At 60.6% G+C, this 18,891-nt stretch carries 20 protein-coding genes and 2 pseudogenes; 12 read left to right on the top strand and 10 right to left on the bottom strand.

The genetic code is table 11. The annotated features are described in order from the left end of the window. Nucleotides 1-241: 241 nt before the first annotated feature. From rpsU to AX768_RS09535, 4 genes are all read right to left on the bottom strand, one after another. On the bottom strand, nt 242-454 hold the full coding sequence (rpsU, locus tag AX768_RS09550) for a 30S ribosomal protein S21 (protein ID WP_006999077.1): 213 nt from the start codon (nt 452-454) through the stop codon (nt 242-244). A gap of 188 nt (nt 455-642) precedes the next feature. Further along, nucleotides 643-975 carry a 2Fe-2S iron-sulfur cluster-binding protein gene (locus tag AX768_RS09545; protein WP_061999757.1) on the bottom strand — a complete coding sequence of 111 codons (333 nt, stop codon included), beginning with the start codon at nt 973-975 and terminating at the stop codon, nt 643-645. Beyond that, nucleotides 972-1,565 carry an IMPACT family protein gene (locus AX768_RS09540; RefSeq protein ID WP_061999756.1) on the bottom strand — a complete coding sequence of 198 codons (594 nt, stop codon included), beginning with the start codon at nt 1,563-1,565 and terminating at the stop codon, nt 972-974. The genes AX768_RS09545 and AX768_RS09540 overlap by 4 nt, the downstream gene beginning before the upstream one ends. A 52-nt stretch (nt 1,566-1,617) precedes the next feature. After that, nucleotides 1,618-2,163, bottom strand: a complete 546-nt coding sequence (locus AX768_RS09535) for a GNAT family N-acetyltransferase (protein ID WP_061999755.1) — start codon at nt 2,161-2,163, stop codon at nt 1,618-1,620. Between the two features lie 438 nt (nt 2,164-2,601). Between AX768_RS09535 and AX768_RS09530 the strand changes: the two genes are divergently transcribed. From AX768_RS09530 to astE, 10 genes are all read left to right on the top strand, one after another. After that, nucleotides 2,602-3,489: an EAL domain-containing protein gene (locus tag AX768_RS09530; RefSeq protein ID WP_082771435.1), complete on the top strand. Its 888-nt coding sequence runs from the start codon at nt 2,602-2,604 to the stop codon at nt 3,487-3,489. A gap of 37 nt (nt 3,490-3,526) precedes the next feature. After that, entirely contained in the window at nt 3,527-3,952 is a 426-nt protein-coding gene (locus AX768_RS09525; RefSeq protein WP_061999754.1) for a hypothetical protein, read from the top strand. A gap of 138 nt (nt 3,953-4,090) precedes the next feature. Beyond that, nucleotides 4,091-4,906 carry an ABC transporter ATP-binding protein gene (locus tag AX768_RS09520; protein WP_061999753.1) on the top strand — a complete coding sequence of 272 codons (816 nt, stop codon included), beginning with the start codon at nt 4,091-4,093 and terminating at the stop codon, nt 4,904-4,906. A 64-nt stretch (nt 4,907-4,970) separates the two neighbouring features. Beyond that, nucleotides 4,971-5,888: a GlxA family transcriptional regulator gene (locus AX768_RS09515; RefSeq protein ID WP_082778877.1), complete on the top strand. Its 918-nt coding sequence runs from the start codon at nt 4,971-4,973 to the stop codon at nt 5,886-5,888. Between the two features lie 106 nt (nt 5,889-5,994). Continuing rightward, nucleotides 5,995-7,206 (top strand): aspartate aminotransferase family protein, encoded by a 1,212-nt coding sequence (locus tag AX768_RS09510; protein ID WP_062000907.1) that lies wholly within the window; start codon nt 5,995-5,997, stop codon nt 7,204-7,206. Nucleotides 7,207-7,250: 44 nt separating this feature from the next. Then, nucleotides 7,251-8,306: an arginine/ornithine succinyltransferase subunit alpha gene (gene aruF / locus AX768_RS09505; RefSeq protein WP_062000906.1), complete on the top strand. Its 1,056-nt coding sequence runs from the start codon at nt 7,251-7,253 to the stop codon at nt 8,304-8,306. After that, nucleotides 8,303-9,340, top strand: coding sequence for an arginine N-succinyltransferase (gene astA / locus AX768_RS09500; protein WP_061999752.1), 1,038 nt, complete (start codon nt 8,303-8,305; stop codon nt 9,338-9,340). Before aruF ends, astA begins: the two co-directional genes overlap by 4 nt. Before the next feature lie 21 nt (nt 9,341-9,361). Further along, nucleotides 9,362-10,837, top strand: a complete 1,476-nt coding sequence (gene astD / locus AX768_RS09495) for a succinylglutamate-semialdehyde dehydrogenase (RefSeq protein WP_061999751.1) — start codon at nt 9,362-9,364, stop codon at nt 10,835-10,837. Nucleotides 10,838-10,846: 9 nt separating this feature from the next. Next, entirely contained in the window at nt 10,847-12,190 is a 1,344-nt protein-coding gene (astB, locus tag AX768_RS09490) for an N-succinylarginine dihydrolase (RefSeq protein ID WP_061999750.1), read from the top strand. 7 nt (nt 12,191-12,197) lie between these two features. Continuing rightward, nucleotides 12,198-13,202: a succinylglutamate desuccinylase gene (gene astE / locus AX768_RS09485; protein ID WP_231941253.1), complete on the top strand. Its 1,005-nt coding sequence runs from the start codon at nt 12,198-12,200 to the stop codon at nt 13,200-13,202. 6 nt (nt 13,203-13,208) lie between these two features. Here the strand turns inward: astE and AX768_RS31950 are convergent. Both AX768_RS31950 and AX768_RS33235 read right to left on the bottom strand, forming a co-directional pair. Next, nucleotides 13,209-13,412, bottom strand: a pseudogene (locus AX768_RS31950) (efflux transporter periplasmic adaptor subunit); the annotation flags it as partial. 8 nt (nt 13,413-13,420) lie between these two features. Continuing rightward, nucleotides 13,421-13,774, bottom strand: a pseudogene (locus AX768_RS33235) (RND transporter); the annotation flags it as partial. A gap of 199 nt (nt 13,775-13,973) precedes the next feature. On the opposite strand from AX768_RS33235, the gene AX768_RS09475 reads away from it, so the two are divergent. Both AX768_RS09475 and AX768_RS32715 read left to right on the top strand, forming a co-directional pair. Continuing rightward, the gene (locus AX768_RS09475) at nt 13,974-14,912 is read left to right on the top strand and encodes a LysR family transcriptional regulator (RefSeq protein ID WP_061999747.1); all 939 of its coding nucleotides are present in this window, start codon (nt 13,974-13,976) and stop codon (nt 14,910-14,912) included. A gap of 172 nt (nt 14,913-15,084) precedes the next feature. After that, nucleotides 15,085-15,246 (top strand): hypothetical protein, encoded by a 162-nt coding sequence (locus AX768_RS32715; protein WP_155524219.1) that lies wholly within the window; start codon nt 15,085-15,087, stop codon nt 15,244-15,246. A 199-nt stretch (nt 15,247-15,445) separates the two neighbouring features. Here AX768_RS32715 and AX768_RS09470 read toward each other — a convergent pair whose 3' ends face one another. The 4 genes from AX768_RS09470 to wrbA form a co-directional block, all read right to left on the bottom strand. Then, nucleotides 15,446-16,249 carry a metallophosphoesterase gene (locus AX768_RS09470; protein WP_061999746.1) on the bottom strand — a complete coding sequence of 268 codons (804 nt, stop codon included), beginning with the start codon at nt 16,247-16,249 and terminating at the stop codon, nt 15,446-15,448. Nucleotides 16,250-16,271: 22 nt separating this feature from the next. Then, nucleotides 16,272-17,720, bottom strand: coding sequence for an FAD-binding oxidoreductase (locus tag AX768_RS09465; RefSeq protein ID WP_061999745.1), 1,449 nt, complete (start codon nt 17,718-17,720; stop codon nt 16,272-16,274). A 122-nt stretch (nt 17,721-17,842) separates the two neighbouring features. Then, nucleotides 17,843-18,250: a DUF2069 domain-containing protein gene (locus AX768_RS09460; protein WP_061999744.1), complete on the bottom strand. Its 408-nt coding sequence runs from the start codon at nt 18,248-18,250 to the stop codon at nt 17,843-17,845. After that, nucleotides 18,250-18,852 carry an NAD(P)H:quinone oxidoreductase gene (gene wrbA / locus AX768_RS09455; protein ID WP_061999743.1) on the bottom strand — a complete coding sequence of 201 codons (603 nt, stop codon included), beginning with the start codon at nt 18,850-18,852 and terminating at the stop codon, nt 18,250-18,252. The genes AX768_RS09460 and wrbA overlap by 1 nt, the downstream gene beginning before the upstream one ends. Nucleotides 18,853-18,891 lie beyond the last annotated feature (39 nt).

Raw genomic sequence — 18,891 nt, 5'->3', positions numbered from 1 at the left:
TTTTCCGCAAGTCACGCATCCACTGAACCAACGCCAGAAGCCCGCGCAATGATCACATTGTGCAGGCGCTTCAATTCGGGATTTGCGCGGCCGTCAGTGCAGGCGATAAACACAACCTGCCATTGCGCGACTTTGTAGAGCGGCTTGCCTGATCATCGGGTCAATGCCCGGGTTCATCTCATCAGGAACATGCCGTCAGTGCAACGCGTAGCACACATGGCCCGTGAGCCATACAACTACGTCAATAGAATTTCTTCGGCAACTGTGCGCGGCGAATTTGCTTGCGCAGGCGAGCAACAGCAGCAGCTTTCTTGCGCTTGCGCTCGGTAGTCGGCTTTTCATAAGCCATGCGCGACTTCAGTTCCTGAATCAGCCCGGTACGTTCGACGGTGCGACGAAAGCGGCGCATGGCGACGTCGAAAGGCTCGTTCTCTTTCAACAATACTTTAGTCATTGAGTTCTCAGTTGATCTGGCCCTGCCAGAAAATTAAACGAAATGCAATTGTACACTTTTTGAGACTTCCATTGCAGGCGGCTCAACAATCCGACGCCCGGCGACGCCGGCTAAGTTCTTTGTCGGTCATTGATAAAAGACAACAATCCTGTGGGACCATGGGTGTTGGCGAGAGCCGGTTCACTATCTCAGAAACCGCGTCCGCGGCCGGGTTTTGTGTCGGCGGGAGGGGGAATTTCTTCGAAATCGGCTTCGATTTTTACATCCGCAAGCGGTATTGCGACGCAGGGGAGGATCCAGCCATCGGCTTTTTCTTCGGCGCTGAGACCGGGCCATTCGATCCGGTAGCGTACATCGCCGTCTCTCAGCCGGCACAGGCACGCCCGGCACGTTCCATTTCGACAGGAACTCGACAATCGCAATCCGGCGAGAGCCGCCGCTTCCAGGATGCTTGTCTCGCCGGTCGACGCAAAAACGCGTTTCGATGGCAGCAAGGTGATCGTGAAGGCTCGCGCCGTCATGGCGTCTTTGCGATGACCGCGCGCCCGTGCGTCAGGTCGCGGATGGAGTCGGCGGCGGCGTCGCGAACGGCGAGCGGCATCTGGATCGACAGGCTGACTGTCATGCCGTAGCCGGGTTCGGCGAGTTCGTGGCCTTCCTGTTCGACCCATCGGCGAACGCGGGCTTCATCGGCGTAATCGACTTCTACTTCGAGCAACCCGAGCGCCACGCGTTCTATACGCTCGGCGAGTTGCATGGCGGTCGCGATGGCGTCCGTGTACGCGCGCACGAGTCCGCCCGCGCCGAGCTTGATGCCGCCGTAATAACGCACGACCGCCGCCAGCACGCCGTCCACCTCGTGATGGCGGAGGACTTCGAGGATCGGGCGGCCGGCCGTGCCGGACGGTTCGCCGTCGTCGGACATGCCCGATTCGCCGCCCGCCAGCAACGCCCAGCAAACGTGCGTGGCGGCGGGGTGCTGCGCACGCAGTGCGTCGAGTTCGAGCATCGCGGCGGCGCGGTCGGCAACCGGCAGCGCCAGCGCGATGAAACGGCTCTTGCGAATGTCGATCTCGGCGGTGACGGCGGCAGCAAGCGTGTAAGTGGGCAAATAAAGCTCGGGCTGGAAAATGTGATTGCGGGTGAAGCGGCCGATTTCGTATTTATCGAGAAGGGAGCAGGGGCTTGTCCTCGCCAAGCGAACGTTGCATGAGGACGGTATCGACCCATTGGCCATGCTTGTAGCCGGCCTTGCGCAACACGCCGACATGTTCAAAGCCGAGCCGCGTGTGCAGCGCGATTGAACCCGCGTTACCGCTGTTGCCGATCACGGCCACCATCTGCCGCCACGGGCCGGCCTCGCATCGTTCGATTAGCGCAGTCAGGAGCGCGAGGCCGAGTCCCTGGCCACCGTGACCATCGGCGATATACACCGAATCTTCGATCGTATGCCGGTAAGCCGAGCGCGGCCGATACGCCGTCGCGTAGGTATAACCGACCACTTCGCCCTGCAGTTGCGCAACCAGGTAAGGCAAGCCCGCGTTCGTGATGGATGCGTGCCGCGTGCGCATGTCGTTCGCGTCGGGCGGCGTTTCCTCGAAGGTGGCGAGCGCGTGCAACACGTAATGCGCATAGATGCGCGTGATCGCGTCGAAGTCATCGGCGGTTGCGTCGCGGATTGTAAAAGCGCGGGCGTCGTCCAGTGCCATTGATTGCCTCCTTGAGTTGAGCGTGAGGGAGCGGTGAGCGATGAAACACATGCCCGATTTTCGCACGACTCCCGGCCTTATCCGCCATTTACCAGACACCTGCACACCGGCGCGGCAAAAGTATGGAAGCCGGCGTGCGCCAGCCCACCAAAGAGCGCATTTCGTCATAGAAGAAGCATTGAAGCAAAGCATGCGTGACCGCTACACTGGGTCGTTTGCAAGTTCATCGCAAGGTATCCGGTCGCGCGCAAGGGCCCGCGTGACGCGCACGTGAATTGCCGCACGGCATGAACACGCCGCGAGCTTGCACATTCAGCGCAAATGTTTCATCCCATCGCCTCGGCAAGACGCCTTGGGCGCCAACTCCGTCTGACATAAAAGAACCGAAAGGTACATGAGGCACGTGAGAGACATGATGGACATCAAGAATTGCGCACGATGAACACTTTCAATTTCGCCGGCACCACGCGTCTGCGCACTCGTCCTTGGAACTGGCTCTTCGCGGGACTGGCGGGCGGCCTGGCTGTTTCTGCATGGCTCGGCCTCCTGATGGTCCGGCGTCTCTCGCCGCTCGGGCAGCTCAGCGACGCCGTGCGCCGGCATCAGTTCATTGTGGCGTATCAGCCGATAGTCGATCTCGATACACGGCAATGCATCGGCGCCGAAGCGCTCGTGCGATGGAAGCAGAACAACCGCATCGTGCGTCCCGACCACTTCATTCCGCTCGCCGAGAATCGCGGGCTGATCCAGGCGATCACCGACCAGGTGTTCGACACCATCCTGTTCGAACTCGGCGAATTTCTGCAGCGTTACAGCGAGATGTATGTGTCGATCAACCTGAGCGCACCCGATCTCGTCACGCGGCGCTTTCTTGATCGTCTGACGCCCGCGCTGGCTCACGCGGGGATTTCGCCGCGACAGGTACGGATCGAAGCGACCGAGCGCTGTTTCCTCGACGCCGAAGCCGCCAAGGAAGTCATTCAGGCGTTTCGCGATGCCGGACATCCGGTGTATATCGATGATTTCGGCACGGGGTATTCCAGCCTGTCGCACTTGCAGAATTTCCAGGTCGACGCGCTGAAGATCGACAAGTCTTTCGTCGATACCGTCGGCCAGGACGCAGCGTCCAGCAGCGTGGCGTCGCATATCGTGGACATGGCGCAAACGCTTGGCGTGCAGGTCGTGGCCGAGGGGATCGAGCGCGAAGAACAGGCGTGTTATCTGCATGCGCGCGGCGCGCAGTTCGGGCAGGGCTGGCTTTTTTCCGAACCGCTTTGCGCGCCGGATTTTATTCGTTATGCGGGACGGACACTGGTGACGGTGTAGGCTTTGGGCATCGAACTCCTATTTCGGAACCCCGCCCATGACCGCCAGATTGACCGACTCCGTAGCGACCGCTTTCCTGAAAGATGTACGCCATCCGCTACTGGCCCTGCACCGCAGTCTCCTCGACGAACTGCGCGCCCGGCACGAAGCCGAATTCGGCGCAGTCACACCGGCCGAGTTCCTGCAGATCGTGATCAACGGCAGCGCTTTCAAATGGCTCGGGCCTTTGTCGACACTGATCGCGGCGCTCGATGACGTGATCGACGACACCGACGCCACGCCCGACGCACGCATCGACATGGCGCACGCCGTGACACGGATGTTCGGCGCGAAGAACCGCAACGCCGCCTTCGACGTCCAGTACTTGCCGATGCTTCAGAGCAGCCCCGACATTGCGCTCGCCAACGGCCGCGTGGCCCAGCAAGTGCGCGCGGTACTTCCCGCCGAGCCTGAAAAAGACTGACGAATCGTTGATGCATTCCGGCCGCGCGACAGGCGAGGGCGTTTGCCCCAATGCCGGTGCGCCGGCAGGTTTCGGTAGAATCCGCAGCCATGATCGAATCGATCGGACCTTTCAGACTCATCCTCCGGGGAGAATGCGTTGGACACATCCGCACATACCGCAGCATCGGCCGCCGCGAAAAACGCCGCGGTCAAACTCGTCGCCCGCGACATCCACAAGCGTTTCGGCGATAACGAAGTGCTCAAGGGTGTCTCCCTCGCCGCCAACGCCGGCGACGTGATCAGCATCATCGGGTCGAGCGGCTCGGGCAAAAGTACCTTCCTGCGATGCATCAATTTCCTCGAGCGGCCGAACGCGGGCGACATCATCGTCGACGGCGAACCGGTGCGAACCAAAACAGATAGCCGCGGCAACCTCGAAGTCGCCGACCACAAGCAGCTTCAGCGCGTGCGCACGAAACTCGCGATGGTGTTCCAGCATTTCAATTTGTGGGCGCACATGACGTCGATTGAAAACGTCATGGAAGCGCCCATGCACGTGCTGGGTTTATCGAAGAAAGAGGCCAGCGAACGCGCGCGCGAGTGTCTCGAGAAAGTCGGGCTCGCGCCGAAGGTCGAGAAGCAATATCCGTCGCATTTGTCGGGCGGCCAGCAGCAGCGCGTCGCGATTGCGCGCGCGCTCGCCATGCATCCGGACGTGATGCTCTTCGACGAACCCACGTCCGCGCTCGATCCGGAACTCGTCGGCGAAGTGCTGAAGGTGATGCAGAAGCTGGCGGAAGAAGGCCGCACGATGATCGTCGTCACGCACGAGATGGGCTTCGCGCGCAACGTGTCGAATCATGTGATGTTTCTGCACCAGGGACGCACGGAAGAAGAGGGCGCGCCCGCCGAAGTCCTGAGCCGGCCGAACAGCGAACGGCTGCGCCAATTCCTGTCCGGCAGCCTCAAGTAACGTGCCGGCAGTAGTCGGGCCGCAGCCGTTGCGGGTGGTCATCGCGCTGATCGCTCCATGTTCGATGAGCGGTGTGGGGCCGGTCATCGATACATTGCGGCTCGCAAATGAAATTGATGGCAATGCGCTATATGCGTGGCAAACCGTTTCTCCCGATGGCCGCGATGTCATGCTTGGCGGCGGCGCAACATTGAAGGCGCAGGCCGCATTCGGCGCTGACATTGAATGCGACTGGCTGATCGTGCTGAGCGAAGGGTTGCACCCGCTTGGCGGACAACGCGCGTTTCTTCAGTCGCTCACTCGCGTCGCGTCCAGCACCCCGCTTGTCAGCGGCATTCATCATGGCGCGTGGTGGCTGGCATCGGCGGGACTACTCGATGGTTACCGTGTCGCCGTGAACTGGGACATGGCGCAACAGTTCACGGAACAGTTCGAAAGCTGCATTGTCTCGCAGCAGATTTTCGAAATCGATCGCGACCGCGCCACATGTTGCGGCGGGCAGGCCACGGCCGATTTCATGCTTGCGATGATCGCGCGTCACCATAACCGCGAACTCGTGGAGCGCATCGCCGACGCGCTTGGCGTAACCACGTTGCGTTCCGGCGACGAACGCCAGCGCATTCCATACGTGACCGCTCCGGGCGAGCGCCATCCGCGTTTGAATGATGCATTGCAACTGATGGAAGCGAACATTGAAGAGCCACTCGCCAGCGACGAGATCGCCGCGCTCGTCGGCATCTCGCGGCGGCAGTTGGAGCGCCTGTTCAAACAGTATCTCGGTGCAATGCCGGCGAAGTATTACCTCAACCTCCGCCTGATCAAGGCGCGGACTCAATTGCAACGAAGCAGCCAGTCGGTCGTGCAGATCAGCCTGGCCTGCGGGTTTGCATCGGCGGCGCATTTCTCCAATGCGTATCGCGAAAGATTCGGCGTCACGCCCCGGGAGGAGCGGCGCAACTGGATCGAGCGTAACGCCCGTTGATGGCGCGCTGAAATGTCCGTGGAACCGTGTCGCGTTCACGCAAGACGCCAACTGCGCCGCGGGCTACGATCGGTCTGATCAGCAAATCCCGCCCAAGGAGCGATTCATGACCGATCTGAATGTGACACGCGGTACCTTCGATGAAGTAATGGTGCCTTTGTTCTCTCCGGCGAATTTCGTGCCGGACCGCGGACTCGGTTCGCGCGTTTGGGACACGGAAGGCCGCGACTATATTGATTTTGCGGGCGGTATCGCGGTGACGGCGCTGGGTCACGCGCACCCGGAATTGCTCAAGGTCCTCCACGACCAGGGCCAGAAACTCTGGCATATCGGCAACGGATATACCAACGAACCCGTTCTTCGCCTCGCCACCCGCCTCACGGATCTCACCTTCGCCGATCGCGCCTTCTTCGCGAACTCCGGCGCCGAAGCGAACGAAGCCGCGCTCAAACTCGCGCGCCGTTACGCAATCGACAACAGTGGTCCGCAGAAAGTCGAAATCATCTCGTTCACCCAATCGTTCCACGGCCGCACACTGTTCACGGTCAGCGTCGGCGGTCAGCCGAAGTACGCCGAAGGTTTCGGCCCGACGCCGCAAGGCATCACCCATCTGCCCTATAACGATCTTGCGGCGGCGCGTGCCGCGATCGGTCCGCAAACCTGCGCGGTGATCGTCGAACCGGTCCAGGGCGAAGGCGGCGTGTTGCCTGCCGACCCCGCGTTCCTCCAGGGTCTTCGCGACGCCTGCGATCAACACGGCGCACTGCTGATTTTTGATGAGGTACAAACGGGCGTGGGCCGCACCGGCACGTTCTACGCGTACATGGGCTATGGCGTGACGCCGGACATCCTGACGACCGCGAAGGCGCTCGGCAATGGCTTTCCGATCGGCGCGATGCTCACTACGACCAAGATCGCCGCGCATTTCAAGGTCGGCGTGCATGGCACGACGTATGGCGGCAATCCGCTGGGCGCGGCTATCGCGGATAAAGTGGTCGAGCTGATCAGCAATCCATCCTTGCTCGAAGGCGTGCAGCAACGCAGCGATGCCATCAAGGCGCATTTGAAGCGTATCGATGAACGTTTTTCAGTGTTCAAGGAAATCCGTGGCAAGGGTCTGCTGATCGGCGCCGAACTTGCCGATGCCTACAAGGATCGCGCAAAGGACGTGCTGACCGCAGCCGCGAAACGCGGCGTGATCATGCTGATCGCCGGACCGAACGTGCTGCGTTTCGCGCCGTCGCTGATCATGCCGATCGCCGATCTCGACGAAGGGTTCGCGCGTATCGAACAAGCTATCGCCGACGTGGCGCAGTGAACGTGCGCCTGTCTTCGGCCTCTTTCAACCCAACGGAATCGCCGATGCTGATCGTCCGCCCTGCAACACTCGCCGACCTCGACGCGCTCGAACGCATGGCGCATGCCGCGCATCCCGTGCTGCATTCGCTGCCGCGCGACCGGCGCGTTCTCGAGACACGCGTCGCGCTCTCCGAAGATTCGTTTCGCGCCGATGTCGAGTTTCCCGGTGAAGAGTTTTATCTGTTCGTGCTCGAGAATACGGCGACGGGTGCGTTGCTCGGCACGTCGAGCATCGTGGCATCGGCGGGATATTCCGAACCGTTCTACGCGTTTCGCAATGACGCGCTGATCCATGCGTCGCGTGAACTCAAGGTGAACCGCAAGATCCACGCGCTCACCATGTCGCATGAGCTCACGGGCAAGAGCCGCCTGACGGGCTTCTATATAGATCCGTCGATACGCGAGAGCACGCACGATGCCGCCGCGCATCTGCTTTCGCGAGCACGCATGATTTACGTTGCCGCGAACCGCAAGCGTTTCTCCGAGGACGTCTTCTCGCTGATGCTCGGCGTGACTAATGACGCGGGAGTATCGCCGTTCTGGGAGGCGGTAGGGCGCAAATTCTTCGGCCGCGACTTCGAGCAAGTCGAGCTTGAATCCGGCGGCCGGAGCCGGACCTTCATAGCGGAAGTGATGCCCAGTTATCCGCTTTATGTTCCGCTGTTGCCGCCCGAAGCGCAACGCGTGCTGGGCGAGCCGGACGACGGCGCATTGCTCGCGTATGACATCCATCTTGAAGAAGGTTTCGAGCCGGATCGTTTTGTCGATATCTTCGATGCCGGTCCGGTGCTGACCGTCGCGGTCGAGCGCAGCGCGTCGGTGCTCGCAAATGAAGTACGCACGGTGAGCGATTCTTCGGACGACGCTGGCGTTTCAGGCACGCCTTATCTCGTCGCGGCCGGCGGCGCGCACGCATTTCGCTGCACGCTGGTCAACCTGCCGTCGTCGCGTGCGGGCGGTGCGCCGTTGTCGGCAGAGATTCGCGAAGCGCTCAGCGTGAAAGCATCCGGCACGGTGCGCTGCGTGCCGCTTCATCAAGCTTCGGGAGAGTTGCAATGATCGTTGTCCGCTGCGTGCAGCCTGGAGATGTCGACGCGCTGGTGGCGCTCGCGCACGAAACCGGACCCGGACTCACCACCTTCAAGCCGGATCGCGATGCGCTGACGGCACGCGTTGAACGTGCGAGACGCACGCTCGCCAATGAAGCCGCACCCTACGAAGCCGGCTATCTGTTCGCAATGGAAGACACGGCGACCGGCGATATTGCCGGCGTGTGCGGCATCGAAACGGAAGTGGGACTGGAGCAGCCGTTCTATAACTACCGGGTGTCGACCGTCGTTCATGCAAGCCGCGATCTTGGCGTGTGGACCAAGATGTCGCTGCTCAACATCTCGCACGACCTGACTGGGTACGCTGAAGTCTGTTCGTTGTTCCTGAGCCCGCGGTACAGAACCGCAGGCGTAGGTGGTTTGCTGTCGCGTTCGCGCTTCATGTTTATCGCGCAATTTCGCGAGCGTTTTCCGGAGCGTCTGTGCGCTGAACTGCGCGGTCATTTCGATGAAAACGGCGTCTCGCCATTCTGGCAGGCAGTCGGCTCGCATTTCTACCAGATCGATTTCAACGCAGCGGACTATTTGAGTTCGCACGGCAAGAAGTCGTTCCTGGCCGAGCTGATGCCGCGCTATCCGGTCTATCTCGCGATGCTGCCGGACGACGCGCAAGCGGCGGTCGGCCTCACACATCGCGACACCATGCCCGCGCGCAAGATGCTCGAAACGGAAGGGCTGCGCTATGAAAATCACGTCGATATCTTCGATGCCGGTCCCGTCCTCGAATGCCACACGGCGGACTTGCGCACGGTGCGCGAAAGCGTGCTGGTGAAGGTGCGCATCGGCGAGCGCCATGAGAACGGCGACGCTCGAAGCCTTGTTTCGAATACATCGCTCGATGACTTCCGATGCGGTGCGACCTTCGGCATTCCGGAAGATGGATCGTTCTTGCTGACCGAAGACGAAGCCGCGGCGTTGCGCGTGAAAGCAGGCGATACGGTGCGTGTCCTGGCCTCGCAACCGCGCCAGAAGAACGCAAGTTGACCGCAAGTTAAGGACAGGAACATGACTACGATTTCGACTCAATTGTTTATCGATGGCGCGTGGAGCAATGGCGGCGGTACGCTGTTGGCATCGCGCAATCCAGGTAACGGCGAAGTGGTGTGGGAAGGGGCGAGCGCATCGGCGCAAGACGTTGACCGCGCCGTCCTCTCAGCGCGACGTGCGTTTGCTTCGTGGTCCGCCTTGCCGCTCGACGAACGCATTGCAATCACGCGGCGCTTCGCTGTGCTGCTGAACGAGAACAAGGAAACGCTCGCCAATACCATTGGGCATGAAACGGGCAAGCCATTGTGGGAAGCACGCACGGAAGTGGCGACTATGGCCGCAAAAGTGGATATCTCGGTCAAGTCGTACCACGAGCGAACCGGCGAAAAGCGGCAGGACATGGCCGATGGTGTCGCGGTCTTGCGGCATCGTCCGCATGGTGTCGTGGCGGTGTTCGGGCCGTATAACTTTCCGGGGCATTTGCCGAACGGGCATATCGTGCCGGCGCTTATCGCAGGGAATACGGTCGTGTTCAAGCCGTCCGAGTTCGCGCCCGCCGTGGCCGCGCTTACCACTGGTTTGTGGGCCCAGGCTGGCTTGCCTTCAGGCGTGCTGAATCTCGTTCAGGGCGAAAAGGACACGGGCATTGCGCTGGCCAATCATCGGCAGATCGATGGTTTGTTTTTCACCGGTAGTTCGGATACCGGAACATTGTTGCATCGGCAATTCGGTGGACGTCCCGAGATCGTGCTTGCGCTGGAAATGGGCGGCAACAATCCGCTGGTCGTGGCTGAAGTCGAAGATATCGACGCCGCCGTGCATCACACGATCCAGTCGGCATATCTTTCGGCCGGACAGCGCTGCACGTGCGCACGCCGTTTATTCGTCCCCGATAACGCGTTCGGTCAACGCTTCACGCAACGCCTGATCGATGTGACAACGAAGATCAAGACCGGCGCCTTCAATGCCGATCCGCAACCGTTCATGGGCGCCGTGATCTCGGCGCGAGCGGCGTCGAAGCTCGTGCAGGCGCAGAAACAGTTGCTCGAAGCGGGCGGCAAGCCGCTCCTCGAAATGAAACAGCAATCGAAGGAGCTGGGTTATGTCACGCCGGCAATCGTCGACGTGACGAACGCGCAGAACGTGCCTGACGAAGAGCACTTCGGACCCATGCTGCAACTCACGCGCTATGCCACTTTCGATCAGGCGATCGAACGCGCGAACGACACAGCCTACGGTTTATCTGCCGGCTTGTTAGCCGATGACGCCGCCACGTGGACGCACTTCAAGCGGACCATTCGTGCGGGCATCGTGAACTGGAACCGGCCGACTAACGGCGCGTCATCAGCGGCGCCGTTCGGCGGTATCGGCCGCTCGGGCAATCAGCGCCCGAGCGCGTTCTACGCGGCGGATTATTGTTCGTACCCGATGGCGTCGGTCGAAAGCACCCAGTTGCTCATGCCCGCGAGCGTCTCGCCCGGCCTTCAGTTCTGAGGATCCACGATGCAAGCATTCGAAGCGAATTTCGACGGGCTGGTCGGCCCGACGCACAATTACGCGGGGTTGTCGTTCGGCAATGTCGCGTCGCGCAACAACGAGAAGTCGGCGGCGAATCCGAAGGCTGCGGCAAAGCAGGGCTTACGCAAGATGAAGCAGCTTGCGGACCTTGGTTTTCATCAAGGTGTGTTGCCGCCGCTCGAGCGGCCATCGCTCAAGTTGCTGCGCAGCGTGGGTTTCACGGGCACGGATGCCGAAGTCATCGAACGTGCTTCGCGCGAAGCGCCCGAATTGCTCGCGGCGGCGAGTTCGGCGTCCGCGATGTGGACGGCGAACGCCGCGACCGTCAGCCCATCGGCGGATACGAACGACGGCCGCGTCCATTTCACGCCTGCCAATCTCAGCACGAAGCTGCATCGCGCGATCGAGCATGAAGAGACGCGGCGTTCGCTTGCATCGATTTTCGCCGACGAACAACGCTTCAAGATTCATCACGCGCTGCCCGGCACGCCCGCTTTGGGCGACGAAGGCGCGGCAAATCACACGCGCTTTAGCAGCGAATATGGCGAGAAGGGCGTCGAGTTTTTTGTCTATGGCCGCAGCGAATACGGTCAGGGCGCGGCCGAGCCGAAGCGCTTTCCCGCACGTCAAACGCTCGAGGCCAGCCGCGCGGTTGCACGGCTGCATGGCCTCTCCGACGACTCCACGGTCTTCGCGCAACAGCTTCCCGACGTGATCGATGCCGGCGTGTTCCACAACGACGTGATTGCGGTGGGCAACCGCAACACGCTGTTCTGCCATCAACGTGCGTTTCTCGACCAGACGAAAGTCTATGACCAGCTCCGCGTCAAGCTCGATGCACACGGCAGCGCCTTCACCGCAATCGAAGTGCCGCAAGACGAAGTCAGCGTGGCCGATGCCGTATCGTCGTATCTGTTCAATAGTCAGTTGCTCACGCGTCCCGATGGCCGCCAGGTGCTTGTCGTGCCGCAGGAATGCCGCGAGAACGTGCGCGTGGCCAAGTACCTCGATGCGTTGGGCGAGCGGCATACATCGATCGATGACGTGCTCGTTTTCGACCTGCGCGAAAGCATGAAGAACGGCGGCGGTCCGGCCTGCTTGCGTTTGCGCGTCGTACTGGACGACGCGGAACGCGCCGCGGTGAACCCCGGCGTCTGGATGAACGATTCACTTTTCGCGCAGCTCGATGCATGGATCGACACGCATTATCGTGATCGTGTTGCGCCAGCCGATCTTGCCGATCCCAAACTGCTCGATGAGTCGCGTGCCGCCCTCGATGCGCTCACCAGTATCCTTAAGCTGGGTACACTCTATGATTTCCAGCGCTGAGACCACCATGTTCGCGAACTTTCTCGACTTTGTCATCGATGGAAAAAAGCCTGCGCTGACGGAGGGCACATTGCCCAACAGCGTGAAGTGGACGTGGCTTGGCGATGGCATGGTGCGCTTCGAGCCGGATCATGAAGTCAAGGCAAGCGTGGTGGCATCGGCGGGAATCCACGGCGACGAAACCGCGCCCATCGAGATTCTTTCCATGCTCGTGGCGGACATTGCCAGCGGGAAAGCACCGTTGAAGAGCCGCTTGCTGGTGATCTTCGGCAACATCGACGCGATGCGCGAATCGTGCCGTTACCGCGATGACGATCTGAACCGCCTGTTCAACGGCCGGCATCTGACGCTCGCAACCAGTCATGAATCGCCGCGTGCGGTCGAGCTGGAAGGTGTGACGCGTGCGTTCTTTGCTGAGGCCGATTCCACCCAAGCGAAGTGGCACATCGACATGCATACGGCCATCCGTCCTTCTGTGTTCGAGCAATTCGCTTTGCTGCCGTACACGGGCGCGCCGTTGTCGCGAGCGATGTTCGACTGGTTGCAGGACGCGGGTTTGTCGGCGGTGCTTTTACACAAAGAGAAGTCGAACACGTTCACGCATTTCACGGCGGAACAATCGGGGGCGCTTGCCTGCACGCTCGAACTCGGCAAGGTGCGTCCGTTCGGGCACAACGACCTGACGCGCTTCGCGGCGTCCGATGCAGCCTTGCGCCGCCTGATCGCCGCCGAGCCGCCGGTGCCGAAGTCGGGCGATACATTGAAGGTCTTCACCGTAATCGGCCAGATCACCAAGCAAAGCGAGGCGCTCGAACTGCACGTTGCCGGCGACGTCGCGAACTTCACGCCTTTCGAACGCGGCACGTTGCTCGCGGAAGATGGCGATTACCGTTACGAAGTCACGCGCAATGAAGAACGGATCGTGTTCCCGAACCCGACGGTGAAGCCGGGATTGCGAGCGGGATTGATGGTCATCGATACAACTGAAGACACGTTCAAGGCGCTGGGCTGAACGTACTCAACTCGAAGGCGTGACGGTTACCGTACACGTCGTCCCGGCTGCAAGGATCAAGCCGTCCGGCACTTCGTCGTTGCGGGTGCGCACGGGCACGCGTTGCGCGAGCCGGACCCAGTTGAAGGCCGGGTTCACATCGGCGAGCAGTTTACGGCTTTCGGGATTGTCGCCGACACGCACGTGCGGCAACTTCGTTTCCTCGAAGTATTGAACCTGCCCGGGCCGTAGTAGGCGTTTTCGGGCCAGTGCTTGCGGTTGATCGAAAGCGATCCATCCACCTGCGGTACGAGCGCCGACGCCGCGACACCCGCCAGCGACCGCGCCTCGCGCACGCGCGCCGCAGCCAACGCGAGCGATGGGTTGTCGGCCTGCGCACGTTCAATCCACGCATCGAGCTGGGGATCGTTGTACGAGCGCCACCATGCGGAGGCGGACCAACCTGCGTCGGCGTTTGCCGCGCGCAGGGTCGCGCCTGCATCGAGCGATGACGGGGCCTTCAGGGAATCCTCGGGACCGACGTTTTTAGTGCTCGCGCAGCCTGCAATTGTTAAAATAAATGTAAGAACCATCGGAGCGACGGCTGTTTTTCAGCATCCAGTCTAGCAAAATTATTTCTCAAATCTGATTGAGACACGTGTGCCGAATGGTATTTTTGCCCTGATTATGAAAAAACCGGCAAAAATGTAAAGCATCCATACGCGATCCGATGTAATCGATTTTGCCGAAAGCGCAACAATGGCGCATAACTTGAAAGAGATTCAGGGCTAAATGGATACCCTCCAGAACATGCGGGTGTTTTCGCGAGTCGTGGAAGCAGGCAGTTTCACTGCGGCAGCACATCAGTTGAATACAACGACGGCCTACGCTTCGCGCGCAGTATCCGATCTTGAAGCGCATCTGCGTACCCGTTTGCTCAATCGCACGACGCGCCGTATAGCACTCACCGAGGCGGGCGAGCGCTATCTGCAGCGCTGCGAGCAGATCCTCGCCTATGTGGATCAGGCAGAGGCCGAAGCGGGAGACGCCCACGCCAGGCCTTCCGGCAAGCTGAAAATGCATGCCATGGCGGGTATTGGCCAGCATTACATCGTGCCGATGATTTCGCGTTATCAAAGGCTGCATCCATCGGTGCAGATAGACTTGACGCTCGCCTCGCGCATTCCGGACCTGCTAGATGAAGGTTTCGATGTATCGATAGTGCTTGGCAGCGAATTGCCCGATTCGGGTCTGGTCTCGCAACGTCTCGGCAGCGTTTTCACGATTGCGTGCGCTTCGCCCGCGTATATAGAAGCGCATGGCGTGCCGCATTCAGTTGCGGATCTGAACGAGCACACGTGTCTGCAACTCGTGACGCCGGCCTTTCCACCAACTCGATGGACTTTCGACGGCCCGAACGGACCGGAAAGCGTCAATCTCGGCCCGACACCATTCACGGTGAATGTGGCAGAAGCCATGGCGGTGGCCATCAGCGAAGGCATGGGCGTTGGCGTGCTGCCCACATCGTCCGCTTTGCCTGCGTTGCGAGCCGGAACAATCGTGCGGGTGCTGCCGGAACACACCATGCAATTGTTCAATGTATTCGCGCTTTATCCGTCGCGGCAGTATCTGGACGCGAAAATCCGCACCTGGGTGGATTTTTTGCGCAGTGAGTTGCCTGGCGCACTCGCCGCCGATGAAAAATTGCTGCAAGAATTTGTGGCGGCGTAAGCTTATGAGCAGGAGAATGGGAGTTGCCGAATGCGGATCTTTTGGCTTTACCGCGGCGCAACACTTGCTTACTTCTATTTCAGCCTCATGTTGGTAGCTTAAGGGCTGGACAAGCTGCTTCTGGCTTCATGGATTCACTTTTACCGATTTTCGACTTAGTCCGAGGAAGGTTATGAATACGCCGCTGATGTTCGCTATCTATGCACTGCTTGGTTTGATCGCCGTGCCCGCAACTCGTGAACTGCTGCGTACCGCCCGCGAAAACGCAAAGCGCGCGCGCCTCATCCCGATTCGTATCGACGAACGCAAGAACCGCCAGTCGCGCAACCGGTAACTTCGGAAGGCCGAGTCTTCGGTCTCTGGGTGTTAGCAACGGCGCGATAACGCGACGTTCTTGATCAAGAAACGCCGGGTTCGCAGCGAGCCGGGATACCTGCGCTCCGGGTACGTGGGAACCGGTATTCGTTACCGTTGTCTTCGCGCTCACGGTGTCAGGCAAACGACCTTCCAGGACGCCACTCGGCGTCCGTCGATCAAATCTCGATTACCTTGTCCCACTCAAATGACGGATTCTCTGGCAAGCCCGTGCGCCGGTCCCGGTAGCCACGCGGATTGCAGACAACCCTTGTTCCTTCCACGAAGTAGTCGAACGCCGTATGCGTGTGGCCATGCACCCACAGTGCAACGGGCTCGCGCACGAGCGATGGCAAGTCGCTGATAAACGACGCCGATACCCGGTCCGTCGCATATTTCTCCGCAAGACTGTCCCTGAGCGGCGCGTGATGCGTGACAACGATCGTCTTGCCATCGAAAGGCTTGGCGAGCTCCTCTTGCAGCCACGCACGCGCTTGCTGGTGCAGCGCCAGAGAATCACTAGCGGCAAAGGAGCGCGGTTCGTCCTCCGGTTCAGGCCACGCCACCTGGATCACGCCCCTGAAGTCGACCATCACACGCTCGGCTTCCTGCATCGAGATACGCAACGCCTCATCGCTCGACCCATACAATGCGAAGTCGGTCCACAGCGTGGTGCCGAGCACGCGCCACTTTCCGTACCGGTCGATCAGCGCGCTGTTGTTCAGGAAATGCACATTCGGCAAGCTGTTCGAAGCATCCTTCATCGCCGTTTCGAGCGCACCGAACTCGCCGTCGTAATACTCGTGATTGCCCGGGACATAAATCACGGGTGCGTCGGGACCGAAGTTTTCGGCGGCCCAGCGCAGGCCTTCCGCGTGACTGTGAATATCGCCGGCAAGCACGACGAGATCAGACTCGGCATAGGGAATGGCGAGCGGTTCGTCATGTTCGAGGTGCAGGTCAGACAGAACGCGAATCTTCACGGCGATATTCTCCTTGGTCTCTTCACGATGCGCGCACGTCCGGCAACACCTTGGCCGGATTCATCAAATTCTCGGGGTCGAGTGCGGTCTTGATTGCACGCATCAAGCGTATTTCTACCGGGGACTTGTAGTGCATCGCCTCGGCTACCTTCAATTGACCCAGACCGTGTTCGGCGCTGATGCTGCCGTGATAGGCATTCACTTGTTCATAGACGAGCGCATTCACACTCGCCTGATGTTCGGCGAGAAAGACTTTCGGGTCGACGCCTGCCGGCGCCTGCACGTTGTAATGGAGATTGCCGTCGCCGAGATGCCCGAAGGTCACCATGCGAACGCCCGGAATTGACCGGGCAATCAGGGCATCGGTTTGCGCGATGAAATCTCCGATGCTTGAAATCGGCACCGAGATGTCGTGCTTGATATTGAGTCCTTCCTGGGCCTGCGCGAGCGGAATGTGCTCGCGCAAACTCCAGAAAGCCCTGGTCTGAGACAGATTTTCCGAGACCACCGCGTCTTGAACCAGGCCTTGCTCCATCGCGTGTTCCATCAGCCGTTCGAAGAGAGCGCGGCCGTGTGCTTCGCTTTCGTTATCCGATAGTTCCAGCAGCACGGTCTGACCGTGTTTTTCGGAGAACGGATACCGCATTTGCGGAAAATGCGTGGTCACCAGATGCAGCGCGAAGTCCGACATCAATTCGAAGCCGGTCAATAACGGACCCGCATAACGCTGTGCAGTGGCGAGGAAATCGAGTGCGGCATGAGGCGACTCCAGGGCCGCCAGCGCCGTCACGCGAGCGACGGGCGCCGGATGCAATTTCATCACCGCAGCCGTAACGATGCCGAGCGTCCCTTCCGCGCCAATATAAAGATCGCGCATGTCGTAACCGGTGTTGTCCTTGCGCAGCCCGCGCAAGCCGTTCCAGACGTCGCCTTGTGGCGTGACCACCTCCAGTCCGAGGCATAACTCGCGTGTGTTTCCATAGCGCAGCACGGCGGTGCCGCCTGCGTTCGTTGAAAGATTTCCGCCGATCGTGCAACTGCCTTCGGCCGCCAGGCTGAGCGCAAAAAGACGTTGTTCCTGTTCGGCGCGCGCCTGAATGTCGGCGAGGATTACACCGGCCTCCACGGTAATGGTGTTGTTGATCGAGTCGATGCTGCGAATACGGTTCATCCTGCGCAAGCTGATGACGACCTGCGTGCCGCTGGCGTCGGGCGTCGCTCCACCGGAATGGCCTGTATTGCCCCCTTGCGGCACGATCGGAAGACGATGTTCGCGCGCAAGCCGCACGACCCTTGCCACTTGTTCTGTGTCGCCCGGAAGAAGCACGGCACATGTTTCACCGCGGTAGCGCTTGCGCCAGTCGGTGAGATACGGCGCGGTGTCGTGCGAATCGGTGAGGACATTCGCGGCGCCGATCGCCTCGATGCAGGCTTCCACGAAGTACTTTGAACGGTCGTTGGTTGTGGTCATGAGTGTCAGTTGATTCAATAGCGTTGGCTTGCGCGGCAGGCGTTGATGCAGTATTGCCCGAACGTGGCCCTGGCGAAACCTGGCCGAATGGCATAGGGCTCCGTTACACCGGCGGATCCATGCTACAAACCATTCTGGTCGGCGGCAGCTCCGGTTCCCTGGCGCTTCGCCGCGCGGGCAGCGCGCTTGAACGGCGCGACAAAAGCAACCGCGCAGACGAAGTACACGAGCGCAAGCAAGGCTTCAATCCAGCCGAGGCGCGCCGACAACCCGCCGTCTGTCATGCCGCGGACAATGCCTTCGGCGAAGTAGAGCAGGACGAGCATCGACGCCCACTGCAGCGTGTACAGGTTGCGCCTGAATGTGCCTCGAAGCGCGAACGCGAGCGGGATCGCCTTGAGTGCGAGCGCGGAGCCGCCGGGACGCAATGGCGCAAGCCACAGCTCCCACGCAAGCGACAACGCAATCAGCGCGATCAAGCTGAAGAACGCGATGCGCGCGGAAGCCCCGTTGGCAGGCGTGGCGCTCATCAGGCGTTGCGCAGAAGTTTGAGCGCGGTTTGAGCGAGACGCGCCCCGAGCGCGATGGCGAGCGCCTTCTCATCGGCGGAAATGCCGATGTCAGCCGTTTCTGCGCGCGCGAAATGGGACGCGCCGTAGGGCGTGCCGCCGGTTTGCGTGGTGGTCAGCTTTGGCTCGGTGTACGGAATGCCCACGATCAGCATGCCGTGGTGAAGCAAGGGCAGCATCATGGAAAGCAGGGTGCTTTCCTGACCGCCGTGCAGGCTACCGGTGGACGTAAAAACGCTCGCGGGTTTTCCGGCGAGCGCGCCGGAAAGCCATTGCGGCGAGGTGCCATCGAGGAAATATTTGAGCGGCGCAGCCATGTTGCCGAAGCGCGTCGGCGAGCCGAGCGCAAGTCCCGCGCATTCTTCCAGGTCGCGTACTTCGGCGTAGGGCGGACCGTCGGAGGGAATGTCCGGCTGCGTTGCTTCGCAAACGGTCGAGACGGAGGGCACGGTGCGCACGCGCGCCTGCATGCCGGGCACGCTGTCGACGCCCTGCGCAATCGCCTGGGCAAGTTCGCGGGTGGCGCCGTTGCGGCTGTAATAAAGCACGAGAATGTCGTTCATGGGCCTTTTCGGTGAACGGGTATTATAAGGACCGGGTGT

Origin of the sequence: Burkholderia sp. PAMC 28687 (genome assembly GCF_001577465.1) — a bacterium.
In the GTDB taxonomy this organism is placed as follows: Bacteria; Pseudomonadota; Gammaproteobacteria; order Burkholderiales; family Burkholderiaceae; genus Caballeronia.
Note: the sequence above shows the minus strand (reverse complement) of the source record. Positions and strands in the feature narration are given on the sequence as shown.

Coding starts and splice junctions, on each gene's coding strand:
- astE (WP_231941253.1), top strand. CDS start 12,198: ATGTTCGCGAACTTTCTCGACTTTGTCATCGATGGAAAAAAGCCTGCG.
- AX768_RS09545 (WP_061999757.1), bottom strand. CDS start 975: ATGACGGCGCGAGCCTTCACGATCACCTTGCTGCCATCGAAACGCGTT.
- AX768_RS09510 (WP_062000907.1), top strand. CDS start 5,995: ATGACCGATCTGAATGTGACACGCGGTACCTTCGATGAAGTAATGGTG.
- astB (WP_061999750.1), top strand. CDS start 10,847: ATGCAAGCATTCGAAGCGAATTTCGACGGGCTGGTCGGCCCGACGCAC.
- astD (WP_061999751.1), top strand. CDS start 9,362: ATGACTACGATTTCGACTCAATTGTTTATCGATGGCGCGTGGAGCAAT.
- AX768_RS09530 (WP_082771435.1), top strand. CDS start 2,602: ATGAACACTTTCAATTTCGCCGGCACCACGCGTCTGCGCACTCGTCCT.
- AX768_RS09465 (WP_061999745.1), bottom strand. CDS start 17,720: ATGACCACAACCAACGACCGTTCAAAGTACTTCGTGGAAGCCTGCATC.
- wrbA (WP_061999743.1), bottom strand. CDS start 18,852: ATGAACGACATTCTCGTGCTTTATTACAGCCGCAACGGCGCCACCCGC.
- AX768_RS09475 (WP_061999747.1), top strand. CDS start 13,974: ATGGATACCCTCCAGAACATGCGGGTGTTTTCGCGAGTCGTGGAAGCA.
- rpsU (WP_006999077.1), bottom strand. CDS start 454: ATGACTAAAGTATTGTTGAAAGAGAACGAGCCTTTCGACGTCGCCATG.
- AX768_RS32715 (WP_155524219.1), top strand. CDS start 15,085: ATGAATACGCCGCTGATGTTCGCTATCTATGCACTGCTTGGTTTGATC.
- AX768_RS09515 (WP_082778877.1), top strand. CDS start 4,971: ATGAGCGGTGTGGGGCCGGTCATCGATACATTGCGGCTCGCAAATGAA.
- AX768_RS09525 (WP_061999754.1), top strand. CDS start 3,527: ATGACCGCCAGATTGACCGACTCCGTAGCGACCGCTTTCCTGAAAGAT.
- astA (WP_061999752.1), top strand. CDS start 8,303: ATGATCGTTGTCCGCTGCGTGCAGCCTGGAGATGTCGACGCGCTGGTG.
- aruF (WP_062000906.1), top strand. CDS start 7,251: ATGCTGATCGTCCGCCCTGCAACACTCGCCGACCTCGACGCGCTCGAA.
- AX768_RS09460 (WP_061999744.1), bottom strand. CDS start 18,250: ATGAGCGCCACGCCTGCCAACGGGGCTTCCGCGCGCATCGCGTTCTTC.
- AX768_RS09535 (WP_061999755.1), bottom strand. CDS start 2,163: ATGGCACTGGACGACGCCCGCGCTTTTACAATCCGCGACGCAACCGCC.